At 71.7% G+C, this 21,817-nt stretch carries 22 protein-coding genes and 1 pseudogene; 11 read left to right on the top strand and 12 right to left on the bottom strand.

Going from position 1 to position 21,817, the window contains the following annotated elements; genetic code table 11:
• Positions 1–81: 81 nt before the first annotated feature.
• The 3 genes from ACZ4WQ_RS09975 to ACZ4WQ_RS09965 all read right to left on the bottom strand — a co-directional run bounded on the left by ACZ4WQ_RS09975 (position 82) and on the right by ACZ4WQ_RS09965 (position 2,325).
• Positions 82–1,293, bottom strand: coding sequence for an MAB_1171c family putative transporter (locus tag ACZ4WQ_RS09975; protein WP_398375275.1), 1,212 nt, complete (start codon positions 1,291–1,293; stop codon positions 82–84).
• On the bottom strand, positions 1,286–1,747 hold the full coding sequence (locus ACZ4WQ_RS09970; RefSeq protein ID WP_311723212.1) for a hypothetical protein: 462 nt from the start codon (positions 1,745–1,747) through the stop codon (positions 1,286–1,288). The genes ACZ4WQ_RS09975 and ACZ4WQ_RS09970 overlap by 8 nt, the downstream gene beginning before the upstream one ends.
• Positions 1,748–1,818: 71 nt before the next feature.
• Positions 1,819–2,325, bottom strand: a complete 507-nt coding sequence (locus ACZ4WQ_RS09965) for a helix-turn-helix domain-containing protein (protein WP_311723213.1) — start codon at positions 2,323–2,325, stop codon at positions 1,819–1,821.
• Between the two features lie 551 nt (positions 2,326–2,876).
• On the opposite strand from ACZ4WQ_RS09965, the gene ACZ4WQ_RS09960 reads away from it, so the two are divergent.
• The gene (locus ACZ4WQ_RS09960; protein ID WP_385350785.1) at positions 2,877–3,698 is read left to right on the top strand and encodes a thioesterase II family protein; all 822 of its coding nucleotides are present in this window, start codon (positions 2,877–2,879) and stop codon (positions 3,696–3,698) included.
• 174 nt (positions 3,699–3,872) lie between these two features.
• Positions 3,873–4,523, top strand: coding sequence for a TetR/AcrR family transcriptional regulator (locus ACZ4WQ_RS09955; RefSeq protein ID WP_358845015.1), 651 nt, complete (start codon positions 3,873–3,875; stop codon positions 4,521–4,523).
• 44 nt (positions 4,524–4,567) lie between these two features.
• On the opposite strand, the gene ACZ4WQ_RS09950 is transcribed toward ACZ4WQ_RS09955, so the two are convergent.
• Positions 4,568–5,215 carry a TetR/AcrR family transcriptional regulator gene (locus tag ACZ4WQ_RS09950; protein WP_311723216.1) on the bottom strand — a complete coding sequence of 216 codons (648 nt, stop codon included), beginning with the start codon at positions 5,213–5,215 and terminating at the stop codon, positions 4,568–4,570.
• 456 nt (positions 5,216–5,671) lie between these two features.
• Between ACZ4WQ_RS09950 and ACZ4WQ_RS09945 the strand changes: the two genes are divergently transcribed.
• Positions 5,672–6,436 (top strand): SDR family NAD(P)-dependent oxidoreductase, encoded by a 765-nt coding sequence (locus ACZ4WQ_RS09945; RefSeq protein ID WP_311723217.1) that lies wholly within the window; start codon positions 5,672–5,674, stop codon positions 6,434–6,436.
• A 155-nt stretch (positions 6,437–6,591) separates the two neighbouring features.
• Complete coding sequence (locus tag ACZ4WQ_RS09940; protein WP_311723218.1) at positions 6,592–7,347, top strand: NPP1 family protein; 756 nt, start codon at positions 6,592–6,594, stop codon at positions 7,345–7,347.
• A gap of 42 nt (positions 7,348–7,389) precedes the next feature.
• Here ACZ4WQ_RS09940 and ACZ4WQ_RS09935 read toward each other — a convergent pair.
• Positions 7,390–8,155, bottom strand: a pseudogene (locus tag ACZ4WQ_RS09935) (RNA-guided endonuclease InsQ/TnpB family protein); the annotation flags it as partial.
• Between the two features lie 151 nt (positions 8,156–8,306).
• Positions 8,307–8,753: a hypothetical protein gene (locus ACZ4WQ_RS09930; protein WP_311723219.1), complete on the bottom strand. Its 447-nt coding sequence runs from the start codon at positions 8,751–8,753 to the stop codon at positions 8,307–8,309.
• 101 nt (positions 8,754–8,854) lie between these two features.
• Here ACZ4WQ_RS09930 and ACZ4WQ_RS09925 point away from each other — a divergent pair, with 101 nt between their 5' ends.
• Complete coding sequence (locus tag ACZ4WQ_RS09925) at positions 8,855–9,655, top strand: carbon-nitrogen hydrolase family protein (RefSeq protein ID WP_311723220.1); 801 nt, start codon at positions 8,855–8,857, stop codon at positions 9,653–9,655.
• A gap of 40 nt (positions 9,656–9,695) precedes the next feature.
• Here the strand turns inward: ACZ4WQ_RS09925 and ACZ4WQ_RS09920 are convergent, their stop codons facing one another.
• Entirely contained in the window at positions 9,696–10,181 is a 486-nt protein-coding gene (locus tag ACZ4WQ_RS09920) for an HIT family protein (RefSeq protein WP_398375272.1), read from the bottom strand.
• Positions 10,182–10,207: 26 nt separating this feature from the next.
• The gene (locus tag ACZ4WQ_RS09915) at positions 10,208–11,494 is read right to left on the bottom strand and encodes an SLC13 family permease (protein WP_398375270.1); all 1,287 of its coding nucleotides are present in this window, start codon (positions 11,492–11,494) and stop codon (positions 10,208–10,210) included.
• A gap of 188 nt (positions 11,495–11,682) precedes the next feature.
• On the opposite strand from ACZ4WQ_RS09915, the gene ACZ4WQ_RS09910 reads away from it, so the two are divergent.
• On the top strand, positions 11,683–12,384 hold the full coding sequence (locus ACZ4WQ_RS09910) for a FadR/GntR family transcriptional regulator (RefSeq protein WP_311723223.1): 702 nt from the start codon (positions 11,683–11,685) through the stop codon (positions 12,382–12,384).
• Between the two features lie 33 nt (positions 12,385–12,417).
• Here the strand turns inward: ACZ4WQ_RS09910 and ACZ4WQ_RS09905 are convergent, their stop codons facing one another.
• The gene (locus tag ACZ4WQ_RS09905; RefSeq protein ID WP_398375268.1) at positions 12,418–12,999 is read right to left on the bottom strand and encodes a helix-turn-helix domain-containing protein; all 582 of its coding nucleotides are present in this window, start codon (positions 12,997–12,999) and stop codon (positions 12,418–12,420) included.
• 439 nt (positions 13,000–13,438) lie between these two features.
• Here ACZ4WQ_RS09905 and ACZ4WQ_RS09900 point away from each other — a divergent pair, with 439 nt between their 5' ends.
• A complete protein-coding gene (locus tag ACZ4WQ_RS09900) occupies positions 13,439–14,329 on the top strand; it encodes an alpha/beta hydrolase family protein (protein WP_468022137.1) in 891 nt (296 codons plus the stop codon).
• Positions 14,330–14,344: 15 nt separating this feature from the next.
• On the opposite strand, the gene ACZ4WQ_RS09895 is transcribed toward ACZ4WQ_RS09900, so the two are convergent.
• On the bottom strand, positions 14,345–15,499 hold the full coding sequence (locus tag ACZ4WQ_RS09895) for a Gfo/Idh/MocA family protein (RefSeq protein ID WP_311723226.1): 1,155 nt from the start codon (positions 15,497–15,499) through the stop codon (positions 14,345–14,347).
• 111 nt (positions 15,500–15,610) lie between these two features.
• On the opposite strand from ACZ4WQ_RS09895, the gene ACZ4WQ_RS09890 reads away from it, so the two are divergent.
• Entirely contained in the window at positions 15,611–16,606 is a 996-nt protein-coding gene (locus ACZ4WQ_RS09890) for a LacI family DNA-binding transcriptional regulator (protein ID WP_398375266.1), read from the top strand.
• A 28-nt stretch (positions 16,607–16,634) separates the two neighbouring features.
• Here ACZ4WQ_RS09890 and ACZ4WQ_RS09885 read toward each other — a convergent pair whose 3' ends face one another.
• Complete coding sequence (locus ACZ4WQ_RS09885) at positions 16,635–17,540, bottom strand: EamA family transporter (RefSeq protein ID WP_361192806.1); 906 nt, start codon at positions 17,538–17,540, stop codon at positions 16,635–16,637.
• Between the two features lie 86 nt (positions 17,541–17,626).
• Between ACZ4WQ_RS09885 and ACZ4WQ_RS09880 the strand changes: the two genes are divergently transcribed.
• On the top strand, positions 17,627–18,481 hold the full coding sequence (locus ACZ4WQ_RS09880) for a LysR family transcriptional regulator (RefSeq protein WP_352127846.1): 855 nt from the start codon (positions 17,627–17,629) through the stop codon (positions 18,479–18,481).
• 16 nt (positions 18,482–18,497) lie between these two features.
• On the opposite strand, the gene ACZ4WQ_RS09875 is transcribed toward ACZ4WQ_RS09880, so the two are convergent.
• Complete coding sequence (locus ACZ4WQ_RS09875; RefSeq protein WP_361192809.1) at positions 18,498–19,373, bottom strand: LysR substrate-binding domain-containing protein; 876 nt, start codon at positions 19,371–19,373, stop codon at positions 18,498–18,500.
• Positions 19,374–19,534: 161 nt separating this feature from the next.
• Between ACZ4WQ_RS09875 and ACZ4WQ_RS09870 the strand changes: the two genes are divergently transcribed.
• Entirely contained in the window at positions 19,535–20,713 is a 1,179-nt protein-coding gene (locus tag ACZ4WQ_RS09870) for an L-talarate/galactarate dehydratase (protein WP_311723230.1), read from the top strand.
• Between the two features lie 108 nt (positions 20,714–20,821).
• Positions 20,822–21,766, top strand: a complete 945-nt coding sequence (locus ACZ4WQ_RS09865; protein ID WP_398375263.1) for a 5-dehydro-4-deoxyglucarate dehydratase — start codon at positions 20,822–20,824, stop codon at positions 21,764–21,766.
• The last annotated feature ends 51 nt before the right edge of the window (positions 21,767–21,817 follow it).

Below are 21,817 nucleotides of genomic sequence, written 5' to 3'. Positions count from 1 at the left end.
AACCTCACGCTGGGAACGGGTCGGAAGAGCAAACGCTGAACGGCGTATGACCGACCCACCATACGGGGCCGGGCGCCTGGTTCACTTCTCCGCCTCGGCCAGAATCCGGTCGATGAGGGGGCTGTCGAGTTGGCGGGCCACGGCGACCAGATGTCCGCGTTCGCCCTGCGGCGGTACGTCCGTTCCCGGCAGCCGTTCGCACGGCTGCCGCGGGGGCCGCCCGGAACGCAGCGCCTCCAGCGCTCCCCTGATGCCCGCGGCCGCGGCCAGTGCGTCACGGTCCCGTGCGTCCAGGCCGTGTTTCTCGGTGAGGCGCCGCGTGGCGTTCACGATGTGCTGCGAGGTCCAGGGGCGCAGCGCGAGCTGTCCGTCGCGGATCTCGTGGGTTCGGCGCAGGGCGTGGAACTCCCAGGCGGATCCGGAGGGTGGGCCGTGGAGGATGACACCGGGGTCGGCCTGGGTCACGGTGGTCCACAGGGTCTCCAGCGCGTAGAAGTCACGCCGGCGCCGCCGCCGGGCCCGCACTGCGGCACGGGTCCATCCCGCGGACGTGATCACTCCGCCGAGGGAGGCCAGCGCGGGGCCCACATCGGTGCTCAGGGTGTCCAGCGTGTCGGATCCGAGCACCGCGCCGAAAATGGCCAGGACTTTGCACACGCCGTAACTTCCGACGCAGACGCAGCCGATCACCAGGAGTCGGAGACTGGAGCGCAGGATCGGGTCGTGCACGTCCTTCAGGCGTCGGCAGCACACGCTCACCATCGACCACAGCGCCACTCCGAACGCCGCCTGATACACCAGCAGGAACGCGAGCACGGGCGGGCGGTCCGCGAAGGTGGTGTCGAAGGTCAAGGGCCGTTCGCCGGGCGGCAGGTCGGCGGAGAGGAACAACGCCGTCATGACGGCGATGGCGGCGCCATAGCCGGGCAGGACGCGGCGCAGGGCGTCTCGCATGCCGGTCCCCGTGGGCGGTTGGCCGCCTCCCCCGGCGGCGAGTCGCCGAGGTGACCACAACAGCGCCAGTACGAGGATGCATCCGCAGCACGCGGTGATTCCGGTGTAGACGACGAGGGTCGCCAGATGGGGGACTCCGCTGGCCTCTCCGATCCGCCGGTAGACCGTCGGGGCGGCGGCGAGAAAGCCGGTGCCGGCGAACAGAGCGCCCACGGCCATCAGCAGGAGGCTGGGGATCCGTTCGACCGCCCAGGCCAGTGCCTTGTAGGCCGCCAGCCCGTAAATGACGGCGCCGACGGCGAAGTAGCCGAGGGTGTGGATGTCGCCGGGGTCAGACATGGCGCCCCTCCCGGTGGATCAGGGACGGCGCGAGCCGCGCGGCCGGACCGTCCACCGGGGCGAGGTTGAGCTGCTGGTAGAGCAGCGTGCCGATGGTCTCGGCCTCGTGTTCGGTGGGGTCGTCGTAGTGGGAGCGCCCCAGTACGCGGCGCACCACGGCGGGGTCGATGGCGTCGGGCCGGGGGATGTGGCCGAGCAGCAGGTGCGCGAGTTCATGGCAGACAACCAGCAGTTGATGGGCTCGGCTGGTGTGCTTGGGGTAGTAGATGAGGTCCTGCGTCAGGTACTGCTCGAACCTGCCCGTCGGTTCGCCGGGGGCCACGTCCTGTTCGATCAGGCGCAGCGTCCGCCGGGTACGGGCCTCGTAGGCGGCGTGCAGTTCGGCGAGGGTCGGATGCGGCGGCAGTCCGAGCTCCCTCAACAGGGACCGGACGCGGCGCCGTTCTGACCGCATGCCCACGCTGTCGTCCTTTCCTTCGCCGCGCTGTCAGGAGGTCACCACGGAGGGTTCGGAGGATGGCCGGTTCACCACGGCTTTCTCTCACGGGACTTGTGCGGGCGGCCTACGGCGCGGCGCAGCTGGTCCACCAGGGCGTGGACGGTCTCGCGCATGTCGTGGGGCAGCACGGCGACGCCCTCGGCGATCTGACGGACCTGGTCGTCGTCGAACAGCTCGGTGTCCGCGGCCGCCGAGCCGCCGGCGGCGCGGTCGCGGTGGCCGACCGGCTCGCCGCGCCGCTCCTGTTCGATGGCGCGCAAGTGCCGCTCCACGTCGCGGGTGTAGCGGTCCTCGCCGGGGAGGAAGAAGTACTCCACGCGCACCCCGAACAAGGTGGCCAGCGCGACCGCCCGGTCCGCCCGGGGCACCGAGCGGCCGTTGCGCAGGTTGCTGATCTGGCTCACCGACATCCCGACGGCTTCGGCGATCTCACGCTCCGTGTACGGCCGGCCCAAGTCCGCGGGGTAGATGACCTCTTGGAGGCGCTGAAGGCGTCGCGAGAAGCACTCCGCCGCGTCATGACGTCCTGACATCCGCGAACGTTCTTCGGGGTTCTGCTGCGGGGGCGACATACCCGTGGATCCTAAGCGAACCGCACAACGGCCGGGGCCGTTTCATCGGCGCCGGTTCCAGAAAACTGGAACCGATCGACCCGGGATGGCCCCATATGGGGAAGATGCGGCCCTGGTCTGCTGATTTAGTTGACAGTACCGGCGGGCGTATTACAGGATCGGCTCGCTCGCATGGTCCGGAACCGACCAGCCGACGGGGGCAGGGGGGCGTCACCGGACAGTCGGGCACTGTGCGTCCAGGGCGGACGCACGGATCCGGGACGGGGCGGGGGGTTTCCAAACCGCTCGGATATCCACGGCGCATCGTCTTAGTCCATCACGACTCCTGACCAAGCTGAGTGATGTTTCGGTAAAGGATTTTCCATGACGCCGGACAAGACCTCCCGCGGTATGCGCCAAGCGAATTCACCGGCTGCCCGGATGAATACCGAGTACGGCTTGCCCGTATTACCCGCCGACCGCCGCACGGTCATTCATGGAATTGCGATACATCCACAAACAGGGGGAATGGCATGCGCATCAGGATTGTCGACGGTCACCTCCTGATCGGTGACCCCCGGCTGCCACTGAGAGTGTTCCTCTTCCACTACGCGGGCGCGACCGCGCTTTCCATGCTCCCGCTCGCCCGGGCACTGCCGCCGGGGTGCGCCGCGGTCGCGTTCGAGCTGGACGGCCGGGGGGAGTTGGCCGACACTCCCCCGGCACGCGGCTTCGACGACGCGGTGAAGCGGCTCTTCCCGGCGTTCCGCAGCTGGGTCGACCGGCCCGCCGTGGTGGTGGGGCACGGCGTGGGCGCCCTCCTCGCCCACGCCCTGGTCGCGGAGCTGCCCGACGGGCAGCGCCACCACCTCAGGGACGTGGTGCTCTCGGGGGCCCGGTCCCCGGTGACCACCGCACGGGTCGCGACGCATCCGCGCGCCCCGTTCCTGACCAGGACGCGGGAGGAGCTCACCGCGGAGCTGCGGCGCCACGGCGGCTGCCCCCCTGAGCTGTTCGACTATCCGCACATGCTCGACCTCGCGGTCACCATGCTCGGCCAGGATCTGCACCTCATGGACACGTACCACGAACCGGCGGCCGTGCCGCCGGGTGGCCGGACGGACTACCACGTGTGGTCCGGCCGCGGCGACCGGAGTCTGTCGGCGGCGGAATCGGAGCGGTGGCGGCTGAGCACGCCGTCCCCGCCGCAGCCGCGGGAGTTCGCCGGAGGCCATGTCTTCCTGTGCCAGGAGCGGCCGCCGGCCGCCGCCCTCCGGGAGCTGGTTGCCGCCCGGATCGCCGACATCGCCGATATCGCCGACGTTCCGCCCTGTCCGGAGCGCGGCGCGGCCTGAGGATCCGAGGACCTGGGGAACGCACAGGAATTTAAGTCAGCTGCTTGACTAAAATGGGTGGGTGGGGTTGCGTAGGCTTTCCTCCCTGGAACCCGCTGTTGCGGTGGAGGACCCGCGGCGGCTCGAGGGACTGGCCGTCGCGGGGCGGCGCGAAGTCCCGGTGCGGTGGTGATCATGGCGGGCAGGACGGTACGGGCGGAACAGGTCAGCGCGACGCGGGAGCTCATCCTGACCGCGGCGGAGCGGCTGTTCGCCGAGCGCGGGGTGTACGCGGTGTCCAACCGCCAGGTCAGTGAGGCCGCGGGGCAGGGGAACAACGCCGCGGTCGGCTACCACTTCGGCACCAAGGCCGACTTGGTGCGCGCGATCGCGCGCAAACACGCCGGGGAGATCGAGCGGATCCGAGGCCGGCTGCTGGCCGAGATCGGCGACTCCGACGACATACGCGACTGGGTGGCCTGCCTGGTGCGCCCGGTCCCCGAGCATCTGGCGGACCTGGGCAGCCCGACGTGGTACGCGCGGTTCTGCGCCCAGGTGATGACCGACCCGGCGCTGCACGAGATCATCGTCGAGGAGTCGCTGTCCTCCGCGTCGCTGCCGCAGGTCATCGAAGGGCTGAACCGGTGCCTGCCCGATCTGCCGGCGGAGGTCAGCGCCGAGCGCGGCATCATGGCGCGCGAGCTCATCCTGCACATCAGCGCCGAGCGTGAACGCGCGCTCGCCGAGAACTCCCCCACGCCCCGCGCCACCTGGCACGACGCCGCCACCGGCCTGATCGACGCGATCGTCGGCCTGTGGCTGGCCCCGGTCACCGGCCGCTCCTGACCCGCGGCGGGCCCTGCCGGGCAGGCACCCCGCCGGGCAGGGCCTCAGATGGCCAGACCCTCGGTGGCCTTGAGCACCGCCCGCCGGAACACCTCGGCGTCGGCGGCCCCGTCCGCCTCCGCGGAGCGCCCGGCCCACTCCTCCGCGGCCACCCGCAGGGCCCCGTTGAGCATCACCGCCTTGAGCCTGGGCAGCAGATCCGCGGGGTCCGCTCCGGTGCGGGCGGCGATGATCTCGGTGAAGACGGGTTCGGCGTCGTGGTGGACCTGGAGCCAGACGGCGCGCAGCCCCGGCTCCCCGGGAAGCAACCCGATCAGCCGGCGCATCGCGGAGGGCACCTCCGACGGCTCGGCGGCCGAGGGCAGATCCCACTGGATCCCGTCGCAGAGGGGGCGGTCCGCGGGCCAGTCGCGCAGCCGTCGGGCCACGGCCTCGAGACCGGCGGCCAGCAGCGGACGTACACACTCTTCCTTGGAGGGGAAGTAGCGCCACAGCGTGCGGGGGGAGATACCGGCGGCGCGGGCGATCTCCTCGCCCGAGGTCGCCGCCACCCCGCGCTCGCCGAACAGCCGCACCGCCTCATGCGCGATCTCCAGACGGGTGGCCTCCTTGCGCCGCTCGGTCAGCGGCGGACGGCCGGTCGGCCGGGGGGTGCCGGTCGCCGCGGCGGCCCGCGCTCCAGGCTGTTTCACAGTGGTTCCCCGTTCCGCTGTTCGTGGGCGATGCCCGGTGGGTTCCCACCCTAAGACCGTCCGACAGTAGGGCCCGCGGCGTCGCGTGCCGATGGGCGGCTCCCCCAGCTAACGCTGGGAGGTGCCCCCAGCCGCACCCCGCTCGTCGCACGCAGGGGGTACCGCCCAGCGGTAGCTGGGGGAGCCGCGCGCTCTCCTCACAGGGCACGCCCATGCTTGCCCCTCGACCCGCTCCTTCACCCGCGCTCCCTACTGCCGGACGGTCTAACCAGCGGTTTCGGACCCCGCGGCGGTCGGCGCCGGCCTCCGGGCAACGCACCTTTTCGCCCCCTGCTGCCACTATGGCAGTCAGTGTCAAAAACCTCTAGGGTGACCCGCGGGACGGGCGCACCACGGAGAGCCCGTCCCGTCCGTGCCGCATGCGGAGGAGCCGTAGGCGAGGGAAGGGAGCCCCCTGTGAGCAGCATCGGCCTTCAAAGGCGCAGCGTCGTCGTCACCGGAGCGGGATCGGGGATCGGCCGGGCCACGGCGCTCGCCTTCGCCCGGGAGGGGGCGAAGGTACTGGTCGCCGACCTCGACCAGGAAGGGGCCGAGGGGGTCGTCGAGACGATCGCGGCCGAGGGGGGAACCGCCCGCGCGGTGGTCGGCGACCTCGCCGACCAGCAGGTGGTGGACCGGGTCGTAAGCACGGCCGTGGAGGCGTTCGGCGGCCTGGACGTCCTGGTCAACAACGCGGGCATCATGGACCGTCTCTCGGCCGTCGCGGACACCGACGACGCCGAGTGGGACCGCGTCATGCGGGTGAACCTGACGGCGCCGTTCCTGCTGACCCGGGCCGCGCTGCCGCACATGGTGTCCGCGGGCCGTGGCTCGATCGTCTTCACCGCCTCCGAGGCGGGCCTGCGCGGCAGTGCGGCCGGTGCCGCGTACACCGTCTCCAAGCACGGGGTCGTGGGCCTGGTGAAGTCGCTCGCCGTGATGTACCGCGACCAGGGGATCCGCACCAACGCCATCGCCCCGGGCGGCACCGCGACCGCCATCCGGGTGGACGCCCGGCCCGGGGCTCACGGCCCGGCCGTGATCGGCGCCTACGCCGGCAACATCGGCAGGATTGCCACCGCCGAGGAGCAGGCCGCCGCCATCGTCTTCCTCGCCTCCGACGCCGCGGCCAACGTCAACGGCGTGGTCCTGCCCGTCGACAACGGCTGGTCCGCCGTCTGATCGACCCCAACTCCCCCGCACTCCACATTGGTTGACTCTTCACCCCTGCGCCATCTGTCGCCACTTGCGACTCCGTCGCGTGGCAGGATGCTGACTGGTGCATGCCAACACTGAACGGCCTGCCCCACACCCCCCCGGTCCTTCAGGAGGACGCAGTGAAGAGAAGGTCGCGCATCCGCAAGGTCCCGCTCATCCTCGGCAGCGCCGTCGCGCTGGTCATCGCCTTCCCCGGCACCGCGCTCGCCGACCCCCCGAAGGCGCTGCCCGGCAACGCGGACGGCATGGAGCAGACGTTCCAGCCGGCCTTCGACTACGACACGGACGGCTGCTACCCGACCCCCGCCATCGGCCCTGACGGGACCCTCAACGGCGGCCTCAACCCGTCCGGGAACCCCAACGGACAGTGCCACGACCAGTCCGACCTCGACAACACCAACGGCTACGCGCGCTACAAGTGCAACAATGGCTGGTGCGCGATCATTTACGGCCTCTACTTCGAGAAGGACCAGGCGACCATCGGCGGGCACCGCCACGACTGGGAACACGTCGTGGTGTGGGTGCAGAACAACCAGGCGCAGTACGTCTCCACCTCCGCCCACGGCAACTTCAACGTCCACACCCGCGACCAGATCCGCTGGGACGGAACGCACCCGAAGGTCGTCTACCACAAGGACGGCCTGAGCACCCACGCCTTCCGCGCCGCGAACTCCAATGACGAGCCGCCGGAGAACCACTACCACACCTGGCAGTTCCCCACCCTGGTCGGCTGGAACGGCTACCCCGCGGGGATCCGGGACAAGCTGAGCCAGGCCGACTTCGGCAGCGCCACCTTCGGCCTCAAGGACGGCAACTTCAACGCCCATCTCGCGAAGGCCAAGCCGTCCGGGATTCCGTTCGACCCCAACGCCTGACGGGCGGGCCGGGGGCGGCACGGGCCGCCGCACCGCCCCCGGCACGTTCAGCGCTCCCACGTGGTCGGCGTTCGCAACGAACCCGCACACGGTGCACTCGAACTTCGCTTGGGTGGTACGGTTCTCCGCGCTGACGTGCCCGCATTCGGGGCATGGGCGAGAGGTGTTGCGGGCGTCCACCGGAATCACTCGGCGACCGGCGCTGTCAGCCTTGTCCGTGTTCGGGGTTGGGCGCGGGCGCCTTCGTCATGCCTACTGCGTTCAGCCGTTCGTGGCCGATCACGTCGTGGTCGCGGATCAGTTCGTTCGCGGCCTTGTGGTTGTGGTCGAGGCGCTGCCGCCGGATCTTCGCGTGGATCTTCGCGATCTTTCGGGCGGCAGCCCGGTGCTTCATTGTCTCCAGGAAGCGCGGGTTCTCCTTGTGGTTGCCGCTGGAGTCGGTGAAGAAGTGCACCGTACCCACATCGATGCCGACGATCGACCCGGTAGCGGGAAGCGACTCGGCGGACACCTGGTCGCAGGCGAGGATGACGTACCAGCAGCGGCCTTCCCGCTTGACGCCGACCGTCTTGACGCGGCCCTTGACCGGTCGGTGCTGGTGCACCCGGATATGCCCGACGCCTTGGAGACGTACGCGGGTGTGAGTCTCGTGTGGCGTGGAGTCCCAGCGGCAGCCGTCGCCGTCCTTCGGGAAGACCACCGTGTCGAAGTGCCCGACACCTTTGAAGCGCGGGTATCCGGGGGCCCGGCCAGCCTTGATGCGGCGGAAGAATGCCTGGAACGCCTTGTCCAGACGCCTGAGCGTCGCCACCAAGGCCGGACTCGTCCGGCAGGCGGCCGCCACGGTGGACGCGTGGGTGACAGCGAGGCCGTCGTACGCACCGCACGCGACGCCTCGTACACCCCCTGACCCGCCGGCCGGCTGCCACGGAAGATCACCGGCGGATCACTTCGGCGGATCACTTCCGGCACACCGCCAGGCAGGGCCGCGTCCACGCCTGGCGGTCGCAGAGAAACCCCAGACCGATGCCGAGCAGCCAGAAGTCCTTCGCCATCGGAAGCCCTTCCGGGGTGGGCAGGGGGCTGCCCTTCTGGTGCGTGCCGGGGGTGCGCAGATACAGCCCGACCAGGGCGGTGGCGAAGGCGGTGAGCCCGGCCCCGGCGACGGCGGTGGGCACCAGGGGCGACAGGAGCGCCGCGCCCAGAGCCACCTCGGCACAGGACAGCAGCCGGGTGAACCGATGCGGTGACATCCCGCGGAACCAGGGGTACGCCCCGGCCGCCATGCCATGGAGCCCCTGCTCGGTCTGCTCGTCGGCGTGGCGCTTACCCAGGCCCGAGTGCAGGATGAGCACCCCGGTCGTGAGCCGGGGAGCGATGTGGTGGAGTCTCATCGGGGCGTACATGGCCTTCTCCCTTCGCCGGAAAGCGGGTAACCGTCGGGTAACCCTGGTCACGAGGTGTATGCACGCCCCGCTCACCCGCCCGACAGAGAGGCCCAGCCACCATGCGCATCGCACTGAGCCAGCTCACCACCGGCCCGGATCCCGAGCGGAACCTGGCCGTCCTGCGCGAGCAGACGGGCCGCGCGGCGGAGGCCGGGGCCCGTCTCGTGGTGTTCCCCGAAGCCACGATGGCCTGCTTCGGCACCCCTCTGACGCCACTAGCCGAGCCGCTGGACGGGCCGTGGGCCACCGGGGTCCGGCAGATCGCCAAGGACTCCGGCCTGGTGGTCGTGGCCGGCATGTTCACCCCGGCGCCCGACGGCCGGGTGACCAACACCCTGCTGGCCACCGGCCCCGGGGTCGAGACCTCCTACGACAAGATCCATCTGTACGACGCCTTCGGCTTCACCGAGTCCAGGACCGTGGCCCCGGGTTCGCGAGTCGTCACCTTCGACCTCGACGGCGTCCGGATCGGCCTGGCCACCTGCTACGACGTGCGCTTCCCCGAACTGTTCCGGGCCCACGCCGACGCCGGCGCGCAGCTCTCGCTGCTCCCCGCCTCATGGGGCGCCGGACCGGGCAAGCGCGAGCAGTGGGAACTGCTGATCCGCGCCCGGGCCCTGGACGCCACCCTATGGCTGGCCGCCGTCGGCCAGGCCGACCCCGCCGCCACCGGCCACGCGCCCACGTCCTCCGCCCCCACCGGCATCGGCCACAGCGCCCTCGTCGGCCCCGACGGCACCGTGCGGCAACGGCTGGACGCGGCCCCCGCGCTCCTGGTGGGGGACGTGGACCCCGACGAGGTCACGTCCGTCCGGCGCACGGTGTCCGTCCTGGCCAACCGCAGGCTGGGCGGCGCATGACCGCGTGATGTCCGGGCCGCGGCAACGCACCTGCGGCCCCTCACCAGCGGGACCTCAGGCGTCGTACGAGCTGCGCGGCGGCCGCCTCACCGCCCCGTGGCGCCTGTGGCCACTCGTCGACGCGCGTCCACCAGTATTCCCGGGGCGTGCCGGGGTAGCGCGGCAGGAGATGCAGGTGCAGATGGGACACCCGGTCACCGATCACGGCCGCGTACACATGCTCGGCGTCGGCGACCTCCCGCAGCGCCCGCGCGGACCTGGCATTCCAGCGCCCCATGCGCTCGGCCTCCTCGTCGGTGAGGTCGGCGAGGCCGGCCGCGTGCCGACGCGGCTCCACGAGGAGGTGTCCCAGATAGACCTCTGCCGACTGCCCCGGAGCCCGCGGTGACACATGCGAGACCACCACCAACTCGTCCTCGTGCACCGGCCCTCCCGGCATCAGCGTGACATCGCGATGCTTCCGGCACACGAAGCAGTCCACAGGGCGCTCCTCAGGCGTCTCGGTCGCTCTCTGCGGCTTCGTCATGGTCGCACTCCTCGGCTCGGGGCGGGTCAGCCCAGGCCCGGTACCACCATGGCCAGCCAGGCCACGGCCGGGACCGTCGCCACCACCACGCCCCCGTACACCATCAGTTGGCGGAAGAAGCGGTCGCGGTCGACGTCGGGGGCGGCCGCGAGCACCAGGGCGCCGTTGGTGGAGAAGGGGCTGACGTCGACCACGGTGGCCGAGACCGAGAGGGCGGCCACCATGCCGACCGCGCCGATGTCGCCCTTGGCGAGGAAGGGGACGGCGAGGGGGATCAGCGCGCCCATGATGCCGACGGAGGAGGCGAAGGCGGAGATGACGGCGCCGATGTAGCAGAGCAGGAGGGCCGCGAGGAGGGGGACGCCGATGTCGCTGACGGCCCGGCCCGCGTAGTCGATGGTGCCCATCTCCTGGAGCACGCCGACATAGGTGAGCACGCCGCAGATCAGCAGCACCGTCGGCCACGAGATCTCGTTGGCCGCCTTCTTGCCGTCCTTGGGCCAGAACAGGCTCAGCAGCGCCGCGAGGGTGATCGCGGCGAGGCCCGCGTCGAGGTCGAAGACGAGCACGGCGACGACGAGGGCGACCAGGGCGAGGAGGGTCGCCACCCGGTCGGGGGTCAGGCCGCTCGCCGCCCCCTCGACGGCCGGGTCGTCGGCCGGGTCGTCGGCCGGCCGGGGCGCCGTTGTCGCGGTCGCGGTCGCGTGGCGTGGCAGCGTCAGGCCCCCGCAGACGACGAAGACGACGGCGGCGATGACCAGGTTGACCACCAGGCTGGCCAGGAAGAGCGTGATCTCGTTGCCGGGCAGCTTCTCCCGTTCCACGATCCCGTTCACGATCGAGCCGTAGATGCTGATCGGTGAGAAGCCGCCGCCCTGGGCGCCGTGCACCACCATGGCCCCCATCAGCAGTGGGCTGATGCCGTAACGCGCGGCGAAGCTCAGCGCGATGGGGGCGACGATGGCGACCGCGGCCGGGCTCACCGCGCCGATCGCGGTGAGGACACCGGTGATCGCGAACATCACCCAGGGGATCAGCGCCACCCGCCCGCGCACGAGTCGGACCGCGGCGTGGACCAGCCACTCCGTGGTGCCGTTGGCCCGGGCGAGGGCGAACAGATATGTCACGCCCACGAGGACCACGAAGAGGTCTCCGGGGAAGCCCGCGAAGATGCCGTCAGCGTCAAGGTCGGCGACCAGCTCTCCCACACCGAACGCCGCTGCGAAGGACAGCGCGCCCATATTGACGGAGCGCGTGGTGGCCAGCACGAAGACCGCCACCAGCACGATGATCGAGATGAGTTCGGGGGACAATGAGAGCTCCCGTCGCCGAGTGGCCAGTGGCGGAAACACGGTGGGCCCCACGGTGCGTCATAGTCAATACTGAGGAAGCAGATTGGCTCAGCCACTTGTCCGGTGAGCCAGTGGGCCAGTGTGCCGCCCGGCCACTGAACCGCTGGTCACCGGGACAGTAGGCGTCTCGACGCCGAGGGAGTGTCCGTATGACCGACGCACTGCGCCCGATGGCTCGCCAGCGTCTCTACCAGCAGGTGCTGGAGCGGCTGCGCGCCTACGCCGCCGAGGGCGGCCTGCGCGCGGGCGACCGGCTGCCACCGGAGCGGGAGTTGGCCCGGCGGCTCGGGATCAGCCGGGCCTCCGTCAAGCAGGCCGTTGTCGTACTCGAGGTGCAGGGCCTGGTGGAGGTCCGCCAGGGCGGTGGCACCTACCTGCTCAGGGACGGGCTCGACGCCGAGCCGGTGGAGCGGCTGGTCGAGCGGCGGCGCCGCCTCCCCGATGTGCTCGACGCCCGCGAGGCGCTGGAGACCAAGATCGCCGAACTCGCCGCCGAGCGCCGCACGGACGAGGATCTCGCCGCCATGGAGTCCGCCCTGGACTGGATGGAGGACGAGATCGAGTCCGACCGCCATGGCACCGAGGGCGACCGGCGGTTCCATGAGGCCGTGACGGCCGCCGCCCACAGCCCGCTGCTGGCCGAGTTCATGCGGTCCATCGCGGACCAGATCGGCGAGAGCCGCGAGGAGTCGCTGCGCCAACCCGGCCGCCCACGCCGCTCCCTGGCCCAGCATCAGCGCATCCAGGACGCGATCGTCGCGGGCAACCCCCGCGCCGCCGCCACGGCCATGCGGCGCCATCTGCGGACCGTCGCGCAGGTCCGCCTCCTGTCCTGGAATCCGGACGACTGAGCCCGGCCGCAGCCGTGGACGGGCCGCGGCAGTTCACCCGCCGTCGGTGGCGGGGTCGGGGTCGGGGTCGGGGTCGGGGTCCGCGGACGGCTCCTCGGCCGGGAAGAGGATCGGGCTGAGCAGATAGCGGGCGCGATCGCCCGTGGGTGTGTTGGCCAGCCGGGGCGCGATCGCACCCCGCAGCTCGCCGATCATCTCGTGGAGTTCGTCCCGGCTGAGCCACACCGCGTGCTGCCGATAGCCGACCAGGTCGGCCGCCGGGTCGGCCCCCTCCCGGTCGAGATAGGCGTCGAACTCGGCGGCCAGGGTGGCCATCGCCGCGGCGAAGCCGCGCCGGTAGTCGTCGAGCGACAGCGACTCCGTCATCTCGGCGTCGATCACCGCCCGTTCCTGGCGCAGCCGGTACCGGCGCTCGACCGCGCCGCGCACCCGCCGTTCCTCGGCGACTTCCAGGAGCCCCCCGGCCGCGAGCAGCTCGATGTGCCGGTAGACCGTGGCCTTCGAGACATCGGGGATCCGGGCCGACAACTGGGCCGTCGACAGCAGTCGTCCCCCGCCCAGCGCGTGCACGATCCGCAGCCGTACCGGGTGTGCCAGCAGCTCCAACGTGTCCATCGCCCCACGATCTCATATCTGCTACCTTTCGCAAAAATGAGAACACAGGAAGGGGAGGCGGGGATGGCGACGGAGACCGATCCGGCGAAGACCGCTGTCGCGGTCGTGGAGATGGCGCGCGAGGGGTGCTTCGACGAGATCGCGCAGCGGTTCGCGCCAACGCTGCGCGCGGCCGTGTCCGCCGAGGCGCTGCGGCTCGCCTGGAGCGTGGAGTTGGGCAAGCACGGCGCGGTCACCGCCATCGGGGAACCGGTGGCCGAGCCGCCCGGGGCGGGACGGGTCAGGGTGAGTGTCCCGGTGTCCTGCGAACGCGGGGGCCTCACCGTCGTCATGTCGGTCGACGACCGGCAGCCTGAACGGTCTGCGGTTCGCGCCCGCGGCCACCGCGCCGTGGACGCCGCCTCCGTACGCCGCTCCGGAGCGGTTCGAGGAGAGCGCCGTGACGCTCGGCCACGCTCCGCTCGCCGTGTCCGGCACGCTGAGTCTGCCGCGCGGGGACGGCCCGTGGCCCGGCGTGGTGCTGCTCGGCGGCGGAGGGCCGTTCGACCGCGACGGGAGCGCCGGGCCGAACAAGCCGCTCAAGGATCTCGCGTGGGGGTTGGCGAGCCGTGGCGTGGCGGTGCTGCGCTTCGACAAGGTGACGTACGCCCACCCCGGGCGGGTGGCGGACGACCACGACTTCACGATGGCCGACGAGTATGTGCCGCACGCGGTCGCCGCCGTCCGGACGCTCCAGGACCGGCCGGCCGTGGATCCCGGGCGGATCTTCGTGGTCGGCCACAGCATGGGCGGCAAGGTGGCCCCGCGGGTGGCGGCGGCCGAGCCCTCGGTCGCCGGTCTGGTGCTGCTGGCCGGCGACGCCGAGCCGATGCACCGGGCCGCCGTCCGCGTGGCGCGCCATCTCGCCTCGCTGGCCCCCGGGCCCGCCGCGGACGCCGCCGTCGAGGCGCTGACGCGACAGGCCGCGGTGGTGGACAGCCCCGGCCTGTCGCACTCGACACCCGCGGAGTCGCTGCCGCTCGGCCTGTCGGCCGCGTACTGGCTGGACCTGCGCGGCTACGACCCGGTCGCGGCCGCTGCGGCCCTGGGCACACCGATGCTCGTGCTCCAGGGCGGCCGCGACTACCAGGTGACCGTCGCGGACGATCTCGCGCGGTGGCGGGCGGGGCTCGCCCACCGCCCGGATGTGACGACGCGCGTGTACGAGGCCGACAACCACCTGTTCTTCCCGGGCTCGGGGCCGTCCACGCCCGCCGAATACGAATCCGCGCACCACGTCGACCCGGCCGTCGTCGCCGATATCGCCGAGTGGCTGTCGCCGCCCGCGTGAGCGTCGGACAGGGCCTTAGGCCGGGCTCACCCAGGTGCTCCGCTCGGCGGACCGGGCCATGGCGTCCAGCGCGGCGGCGCTGCGCACGGCGTCGTCCAGGGTGGCGCCGTGCGGCGTGCCCTCGGCGATGGAGCGCAGGAAGTGGTACGCCTCGATGACCTTGAGGTCGTCATAGCCCATGCTGTTGGCCGAGCCGGGCTGGAAGGCGGCGTACTCGCCGTGTCCGGGGCCGACGTACAGGGTGCTGACGGGCTGGTCCTGGTAGGCGTCGCCACGGCTGACGCCGAGTTCGCCCATGCGACGGAAGTCCCAGAGGACCGCGCCCTTGGTGCCGTGGATCTCGAAGCCGTAGTTGTTCTGCTCGCCGACCGAGACCCGGCTCGCCTCCAGCACGCCCCGCGCGCCGGAGGCGAAGCGCAGCAGACAGGACACGTAGTCCTCGTTCTCCACCGGGCCCAGCTCGCCACCGGCGGAGCGGGTGTGGCCGGCGGTGGCCCCGGTGGGGCGGGCCCGCTGGGGCACGAAGACGGCGGTGTCGGCGGCCAGCGACTCGATCTCGCCGAGCAGAAACCGGGCCAGGTCCACGCCGTGCGAGGCGAGGTCGCCCAGCACTCCGCTGCCGCCGCGCTCGCGCTCGTAGCGCCAGGTCAGGGCCCCCTCGGGGTGGGCGGCATAGTCGCTGAACAGCCGGATGCGGACATGGGTGACGGCGCCGATCTCCCCTGCGGCGATCAGCTCGCGGGCGGCGGCGACGGCGGGCGCGTTGCGGTAGTTGAAGCCGACGGCGCCCTGGACACCGGCCTCGGCCACGGCGTCCGCGACCGCGCGGGCGTCCTCGGCGGTCAGGCCGACCGGCTTCTCGATCCAGATGTGCTTGCCCGCCTCGGCCATGGCGGTGCCGATCTCGCGGTGCAGGAAGTTCGGGGCGGCGATGCTCACGGCCCGGACCCGGGGGTCGGCGGCGATCTCCCGCCAGTCCCGGGCCGCGGTGGCGAAGCCGTACCGCTCGGCGGCCTCCTCGGCGCGGCCGGGCACCTCGTCGGCGACGGCGACCAGTTCGGGCCGTACGGGCAGCTGGGGAAAGTGGTGCGGCACCCGGGCGTACGCCTGGGTGTGCACCCGTCCCATCCAGCCGAACCCCACGACGGCGACGCCGAGCGTACTCACCATGACTGCCCCTCTTTGGACCGTTCCAAAATGTTCCCGGCCCACACTGAAGACCATCTCCGCACCTGTCAATCCCTTTGACAACCCGACACGCGCTATGGAACGGTCCAGGCCATGAGACCACCGACGATCCGCGATGTCGCCGAACGCGCCGGAGTGTCGAAGTCGCTGGTCTCCCTGGTGCTGCGGGGCTCCGACCACGTGCGCCCGGAGAAGCGGCAGGCCGTCCTCGCCGCCGTCGAGGAGCTGGGCTATCGGCCCAACGCCGCCGCGCGCAGCCTCAGTGAGCGGCGCACCCGCACCGTCGGGGTCCTGCTCAACGACATGCGCAACCCCTGGTTCGTGGAGCTGCTCGAGGGCCTCAACTCCCGGCTGCACGACTCCGGTCTGCGCATGCTGCTGGCCGACGGACACCTCAACCGGCGGCTCGGCGAGGACCTCACCCGTACCTTCACGGATCTGCGGGTCGACGGTCTGATCGCCGTCGGCACGCTCCCGGCCGCCGAGGCGCTGGCCACCGCGGCCGGGAGCGTGCCGACCGTGGTGGCGGGCGCCCGCGAGCCGGTGCTGCCCGGGGTGGACATCGTCGCGGGCGACGACGAGCACGGCGCCCGCCTCGCCACCGAACACCTCATCGGCCTCGGCCACCGGCGCATCGCCCATATCGCGGGGCCGGGGGCGGTCGGCGAGCTGCGCCGCCGCGGCTTCGAGGCGGTGATGCGCGAGCGCGGGCTGGCCGGGACGGCGACCGTGGAGCAGGGCGACCTGACCGAGGAGGGCGGCTACCGGGCCACGGTCCGGCTGCTCAGCGCCCGGGAGCGGCCCACCGCCGTCTTCGCGTTCAACGACATAGCCGGTGTCGGCGCCCTGTCGGCCGCCGAGGAGCTCGGCCTCCAGGTGCCCCGCGACCTCTCCCTCGTCGGCTACGACAACACATATCTCTCGGGCCTGCGCCATCTGTGGCTCACCACCGTGGACAACGCCAGCCACGACGTGGGCCGCCGCGCCGCGCGGTGTCTGCTCGACCGGATCGCCGACCCCTCCCGCCCCGCCGAGGTGGTCCTCACCACCCCGGCCCTGGAAGTCCGCGGTACGACGGCGCGGCCGTAGCGGGCCGGTGGACCAGCGGCCCGTCCGGCTACCGGCCCGTCGGCTCCGCCTTTGCCCGGCCCATGATGCTGAGCGCGTTGGCGACGACGACGGCCCCGATGCCGGCCCACTCGATCCACCCCAGGCGCTGCCCGAGGACGATCCACCCGACCAGGGCGGCGAGCACGGGGTTGACGCTCATGAAGAGCCCGAAGGCCTGGGCAGGCACCCGGCGCAGGGTGAACAGGTCCGCGAGATACGGCACGGCCGAGGAGAGGACCCCGGCGGCGACGGCGCAGCCGACGGCCGCCGCGGTCGGCGGCTGCCGGACGGCGAGGACGATGCCGACGGGCAGGAACATCAGGGCGGAGAGTCCGGCGGCGGCCGCCGACCCCTGCGCGCCGGGGATGCGTCGGCCGACGGTGCGGTTGAGCAGGATGTAGGACGCCCAGCAGACGGCGGCCAGCACGGCCAGGCCCATCCCGAGGTAGTCGGCGGAGGGCCGCGGGCGCATCAGGGTGACGACGCCCGCCGCGGCCACGACCGCCCAGCACGCGTCCGCGCGGCGGCGCGAGGCGGCCAGGGCGATGGTGAGCGGGCCGAGGAACTCCAGGGTCACCGCAAGCCCCAGGCCGATCCGGTCGATGGCGCTGTACAGGGACAGGTTCATGGTCCCGAACACCAGGGCAAGCAGCAGCACCGGCCACCACTGCCGCCAGGTGAAGGTCCGCGGCCGGGGCCGGGCTACGGCGATCAGGACGACGGCGGCCACGTACTGGCGTACCGCGACGACGCCGAGGGGCCCGAGGACGGGGAAGGCGAGGGACCCGGTGGCGGCGCCGATCTGGTTGGACAGGCCGCTGCCCACCATGGTGGCCACGCCTGCCAGGCGCGCTCCCTCGGGCTTCGGCGCGGAGACGACCGGCGCGGGCCGGTGTGCGGAGGCTGCTCGCATGCCCCGATCCTGCGGCGGCCAGGCTCTTGCGCAAAATGCATCGACGGCGGGATCTATACGCTTGAGTCATGGATAAGGCTCGGGCCATGGATGTGGAGCTGCGGCAGTTGCGCTGCCTCGTGGCGATCGTCGACGAGGGCAGTTTCACGGATGCCGCCATCGCGCTCGGCGTCTCCCAGGCGGCGGTGTCCCGCACGCTGGCCTCGCTCGAGCGCGCTCTCGGCGCGCGGCTGCTGCTGCGGACCTCCCGCGAGGTGACGCCGACGGGGACCGGTCTGCGCGTGGTGGCGCACGCCCGGCGGGTGCTCGGGGAGGTGGACGGCCTGGTCCGGGAGGCGACCTCCGGCCACCGGCGGCTGCGGATCGGCTACGCCTGGTCGGCGGTGGGCCGCCACACGCTGGCCTTTCAGCGCCGCTGGGCCCAGGCGCGGCCCGAGACGGAGCTTCAGCTGGTCCGCGTCAACTCCGCCACCGCGGGGCTGGCGGAGGGTGTCTGCGATCTGGCCGTGGTGCGCAGACCGCTGGACGACCGCCGCTTCGACTCCGCCATCGTGGGTCTTGAGCCGCGTCTGTGCGCCCTGGCCGCCGACGATCCGCTGGCCCGGCGCCGCTCGCTCAGGCTCGCCGACATCAGCGGGCGCACGCTGCTGATCGACCGGCGGACCGGCACCACCACCACGGAGCTGTGGCCGTCCGGCTCGCGTCCGGCGACCCAGGAGACGCATGACGTCGACGACTGGCTGACCCTGATCTCCACCGGCCGCTGTGTGGGCATCACGGCGGAGTCCACCGCGAACCAGTACCCGCGGCCCGGCGTGGCCTACCGCCCGGTGCGCGACGCCGAGCCGATCGCGGTGCGGCTCGCCTGGTGGCGGGACGATCCGCACCCCGCCGCCCAGTCGGCGATCGAGCTGCTCACGGCGCTCTACCGGACGGGATGAACTCCGTCGGCGGCGCTCACAGGTGGCGGAGCAGGGCGTGCAGGACCGGGTTGTCGTTGGTCTCGCGCCAGACGAGGTTGAGCTCCACGGGGTTGGGGGTGTCCAGCTCGACCGGCTTGAAGACGACGTCGGCGTAGCGCAGCCGCGCGGCGGCCTCGGGCACCAGGGACACCCCCAGGCTGCAATTGACCAGGGCCAGGATGCTGTGGACCTGGCTCAGGTACTGGGAGAAGACGGGGGCCACATGCGCCGCGCTGAAGATGCTGATCAGCAGCTCGTGGAAGTAGCGGGCCTCCGTGGGTGAGTACATCAGGAACGGCTGTCCGTCGAAGTCCGCCACCTGAAGCGGTCCCTCGCGCGCCGCCAGGGCGTGGTCGCTGGGCAGCGCCGCGAGCAGCCGCTCACGCACGGCCGGGCGGGACCGCAGGTCCGGGCCGGTGACCGAGGGCCGGCCGAGCCCGAGGTCCAGCCGGTTCTGGGCGAGGGCCTCCAGCTGGTCGCGGGTGACCATCTCGTGCAGCACGATCTCCGCGCGGGGCATGGCCGTACGGGCGGTCTCCAGCAGCGTGCCGAGTGTGGAGTAGGCGCTGGCCGCGGTGAAACCGATGGCGATGGTCCCCGCCTCGCCGGTCGACACCTGCCGGACGGCGAGCGCCGCGTACTCGGACTGGCGCAGAATGCGGCGGGCCTCGGTCAGGAAGGCGCGCCCCGCGGGGGTGAGCCGCACCGAGCGGTTGGTGCGGTCCAGGAGCTGGACCCGCAGATCGTTCTCGAGCAGCTGGATCTGGCGGCTCAGCGGTGGTTGGGTCATCTTGAGCCGCTCGGCGGCCCGGGTGAAGTGCAGTTCCTCGGCGACCGCCACGAAACTGGCGAGTTGAGCGAGAGTGAACAATGATGCTCTCCCTGTATCAGCGCATACAAATTTTAAGTTAGACGGAGATCAATCCACCACTTAGCGTCAAGGGGCGGCTGAGCGAGACACGCCCGCGACACCGCGACCGGGCCACCTCAGGGGCCGGTCGCCCCGCTCGCACTCACAGGGAACGCTAAGTAATGAGCAAACCGGAAACGACGGCACTTGCCGCGCAGCAGGCAGGCGAGGCGACCCTCGACAGGATCTCCTGGATCAAGCTGTCCTCGGTCACCCTTCCGCTGGCCACTCCCATCAGCGACGCGAAGGTCTTCACCGGGCGGCAGAAGCCGATGACCGAGGTGGCCTTCCTCTTCGTCGAGCTCGCCACCGAGGGGGGCCATCAGGGCATCGGTTTCAGCTACTCCAAGCGGGCCGGCGGCCCCGGCCAGTTCGCGCACGCCAAGGAGATCGCCCCGACGCTGCTCGGCGAGGACCCCAGCGACATCGCCAAGCTCTGGACGAAGCTGGTGTGGGCGGGCGCCTCCGTCGGACGCAGCGGACTGTCCACCCAGGCCGTGGCGGCCTTCGACATCGCCCTGTGGGATCTGAAGGCCAAGCGGGCCGGGCTGCCCCTGGCCAAGCTGCTGGGCGCTCACCGCGACTCGGTCCGCTGCTACAACACCTCCGGCGGCTTTCTGCACACGCCCACCGAGCAGCTGCTGGAGAACGCCTCCGCCTCGCTGGCGTCGGGCATCGGCGGCATCAAGATCAAGGTCGGCCACCCCGACGGCAAGGTGGACCTGGGCCGGGTGACCGCCGTGCGCGAACACCTGGGCGACGAGGTGCCGCTCATGGTCGACGCCAACCAGCAGTGGGACCGTCCCACCGCCCAGCGCATGGGGCGCGCCCTCGAGGAGTTCGGGCTGATCTGGATCGAGGAGCCCCTCGACGCCTATGACGCCCGTGGCCACGCCGCCCTCGCGGCCTCGCTGGACACCCCGGTGGCCACCGGGGAGATGCTGGCCAGCGTGGCCGAACACTGGGAGCTGATCCGCAACGAGGCCGCGGACATCATCCAGCCCGACGCCCCGCGCATCGGCGGCATCACCCAGTTCCTGAAACTGGCCGCCCTCGCCGAACACCAGCACCTCCAGCTCGCCCCGCATTTCGCGATGGAGATCCACCTCCACCTCGCCGCCGCCTACCCGTACGAGCCGTGGGTGGAGCACTTCGACTGGCTGGAGCCGCTCTTCAACGAGCGCCTGCACATCAGCGACGGCCGTATGCATGTGTCCTCCCGGCCGGGACTCGGTATCACCCTCAGCGAGCAGGCCCGGGCCTGGACACAGGCGGAGTGCGAGCTCGGCTCGCGCCCCTGAACGTACGCCTCGAGGAAATCGGGTCGCCCACCCATTGACCTGTTGGATGGGCCACCCTAACCTCCATTCTCATATCTAGACCAAATGCATGTATGTGGAGACGAGTTCATGACTCTGAACACGGCGGCCCAGGAAGTCGCGCAGCGGCTGCGTCACGGCATGGCGCGCGGCGTGCTGTCCTTCCCGCTCACCAGCTTCGGTGAGGACGGCAGCCTGGACCTGGCCGCCTATCGCGAGTATCTGACCGCTCAGCTGGACACCGAACCCGGCGCGGTGTTCCCCGCGTGCGGCACCGGAGAGTTCACCGCCCTCGACGAGGACGAGTACCGCCAGGTGATCACCACCGCGGTGGACGTGGCAGCCGGACGCATGCCGGTGGTCGCGGGCATCGGCTACGGCTACGCGCAGGCGCTGCGCTTCGCCCGGATCGCGGAGGAGGCCGGCGCGGACGCCGCCCTGGTGCTCCCCCACTATCTGCTCAAGGCCCCTCAGGACGGCCTGGTGGAGCAGGTGCGCCGGATCGCCGCCGGGACCCGGCTGCCCCTCATCGCCTACCAGCGCGACCAGGTGGCGTTCACCATCGACGGCCTGCGCCGGATCGCGGAGATCCCCACCGTCATCGGTCTGAAGGACGGCCACAGCGACCTGGACCGGCTCCAGCGGCTCACCCTCGCCGCGCCCGACGACCTCCTGTTCTTCAACGGGGCCGCCACCGCCGAGGTGCAGGCCCGCGCATACGCCACCGTCGGCGTGTCCCCGTACTCCTCCGCCGTCCACGCCTTCGCGCCCGAGATCGCGAACGCGTTCTTCACCGCGTTTCAGGACGGCGACGACGAGCGCATGGACCAGTTGCTGCGCGAGTTCTTCGTCCCGCTGGTCGAGCTGCGCGACCGGGTGCCCGGCTATGCCGTGTCCCTGGTGAAGGCCGCCGCCCGGCTGCGCGGCAAGCCGGTCGGCCCGGTGCGCGCCCCGCTCGTCGACCCCGGCCCCGAAGACCTGGCCGACCTGGAGAAGCTCCTGGCACACGGGCTGAGCCTCGTGGCCGACCACTGAACACCGGCCACTGAACACCGGCCACTGAACACCGGCCGATAACGATCTGAC

It is taken from the genome of Streptomyces sp. NPDC028305 (assembly GCF_055569495.1).
This window is presented reverse-complemented; position numbering and strand designations above follow the sequence as displayed.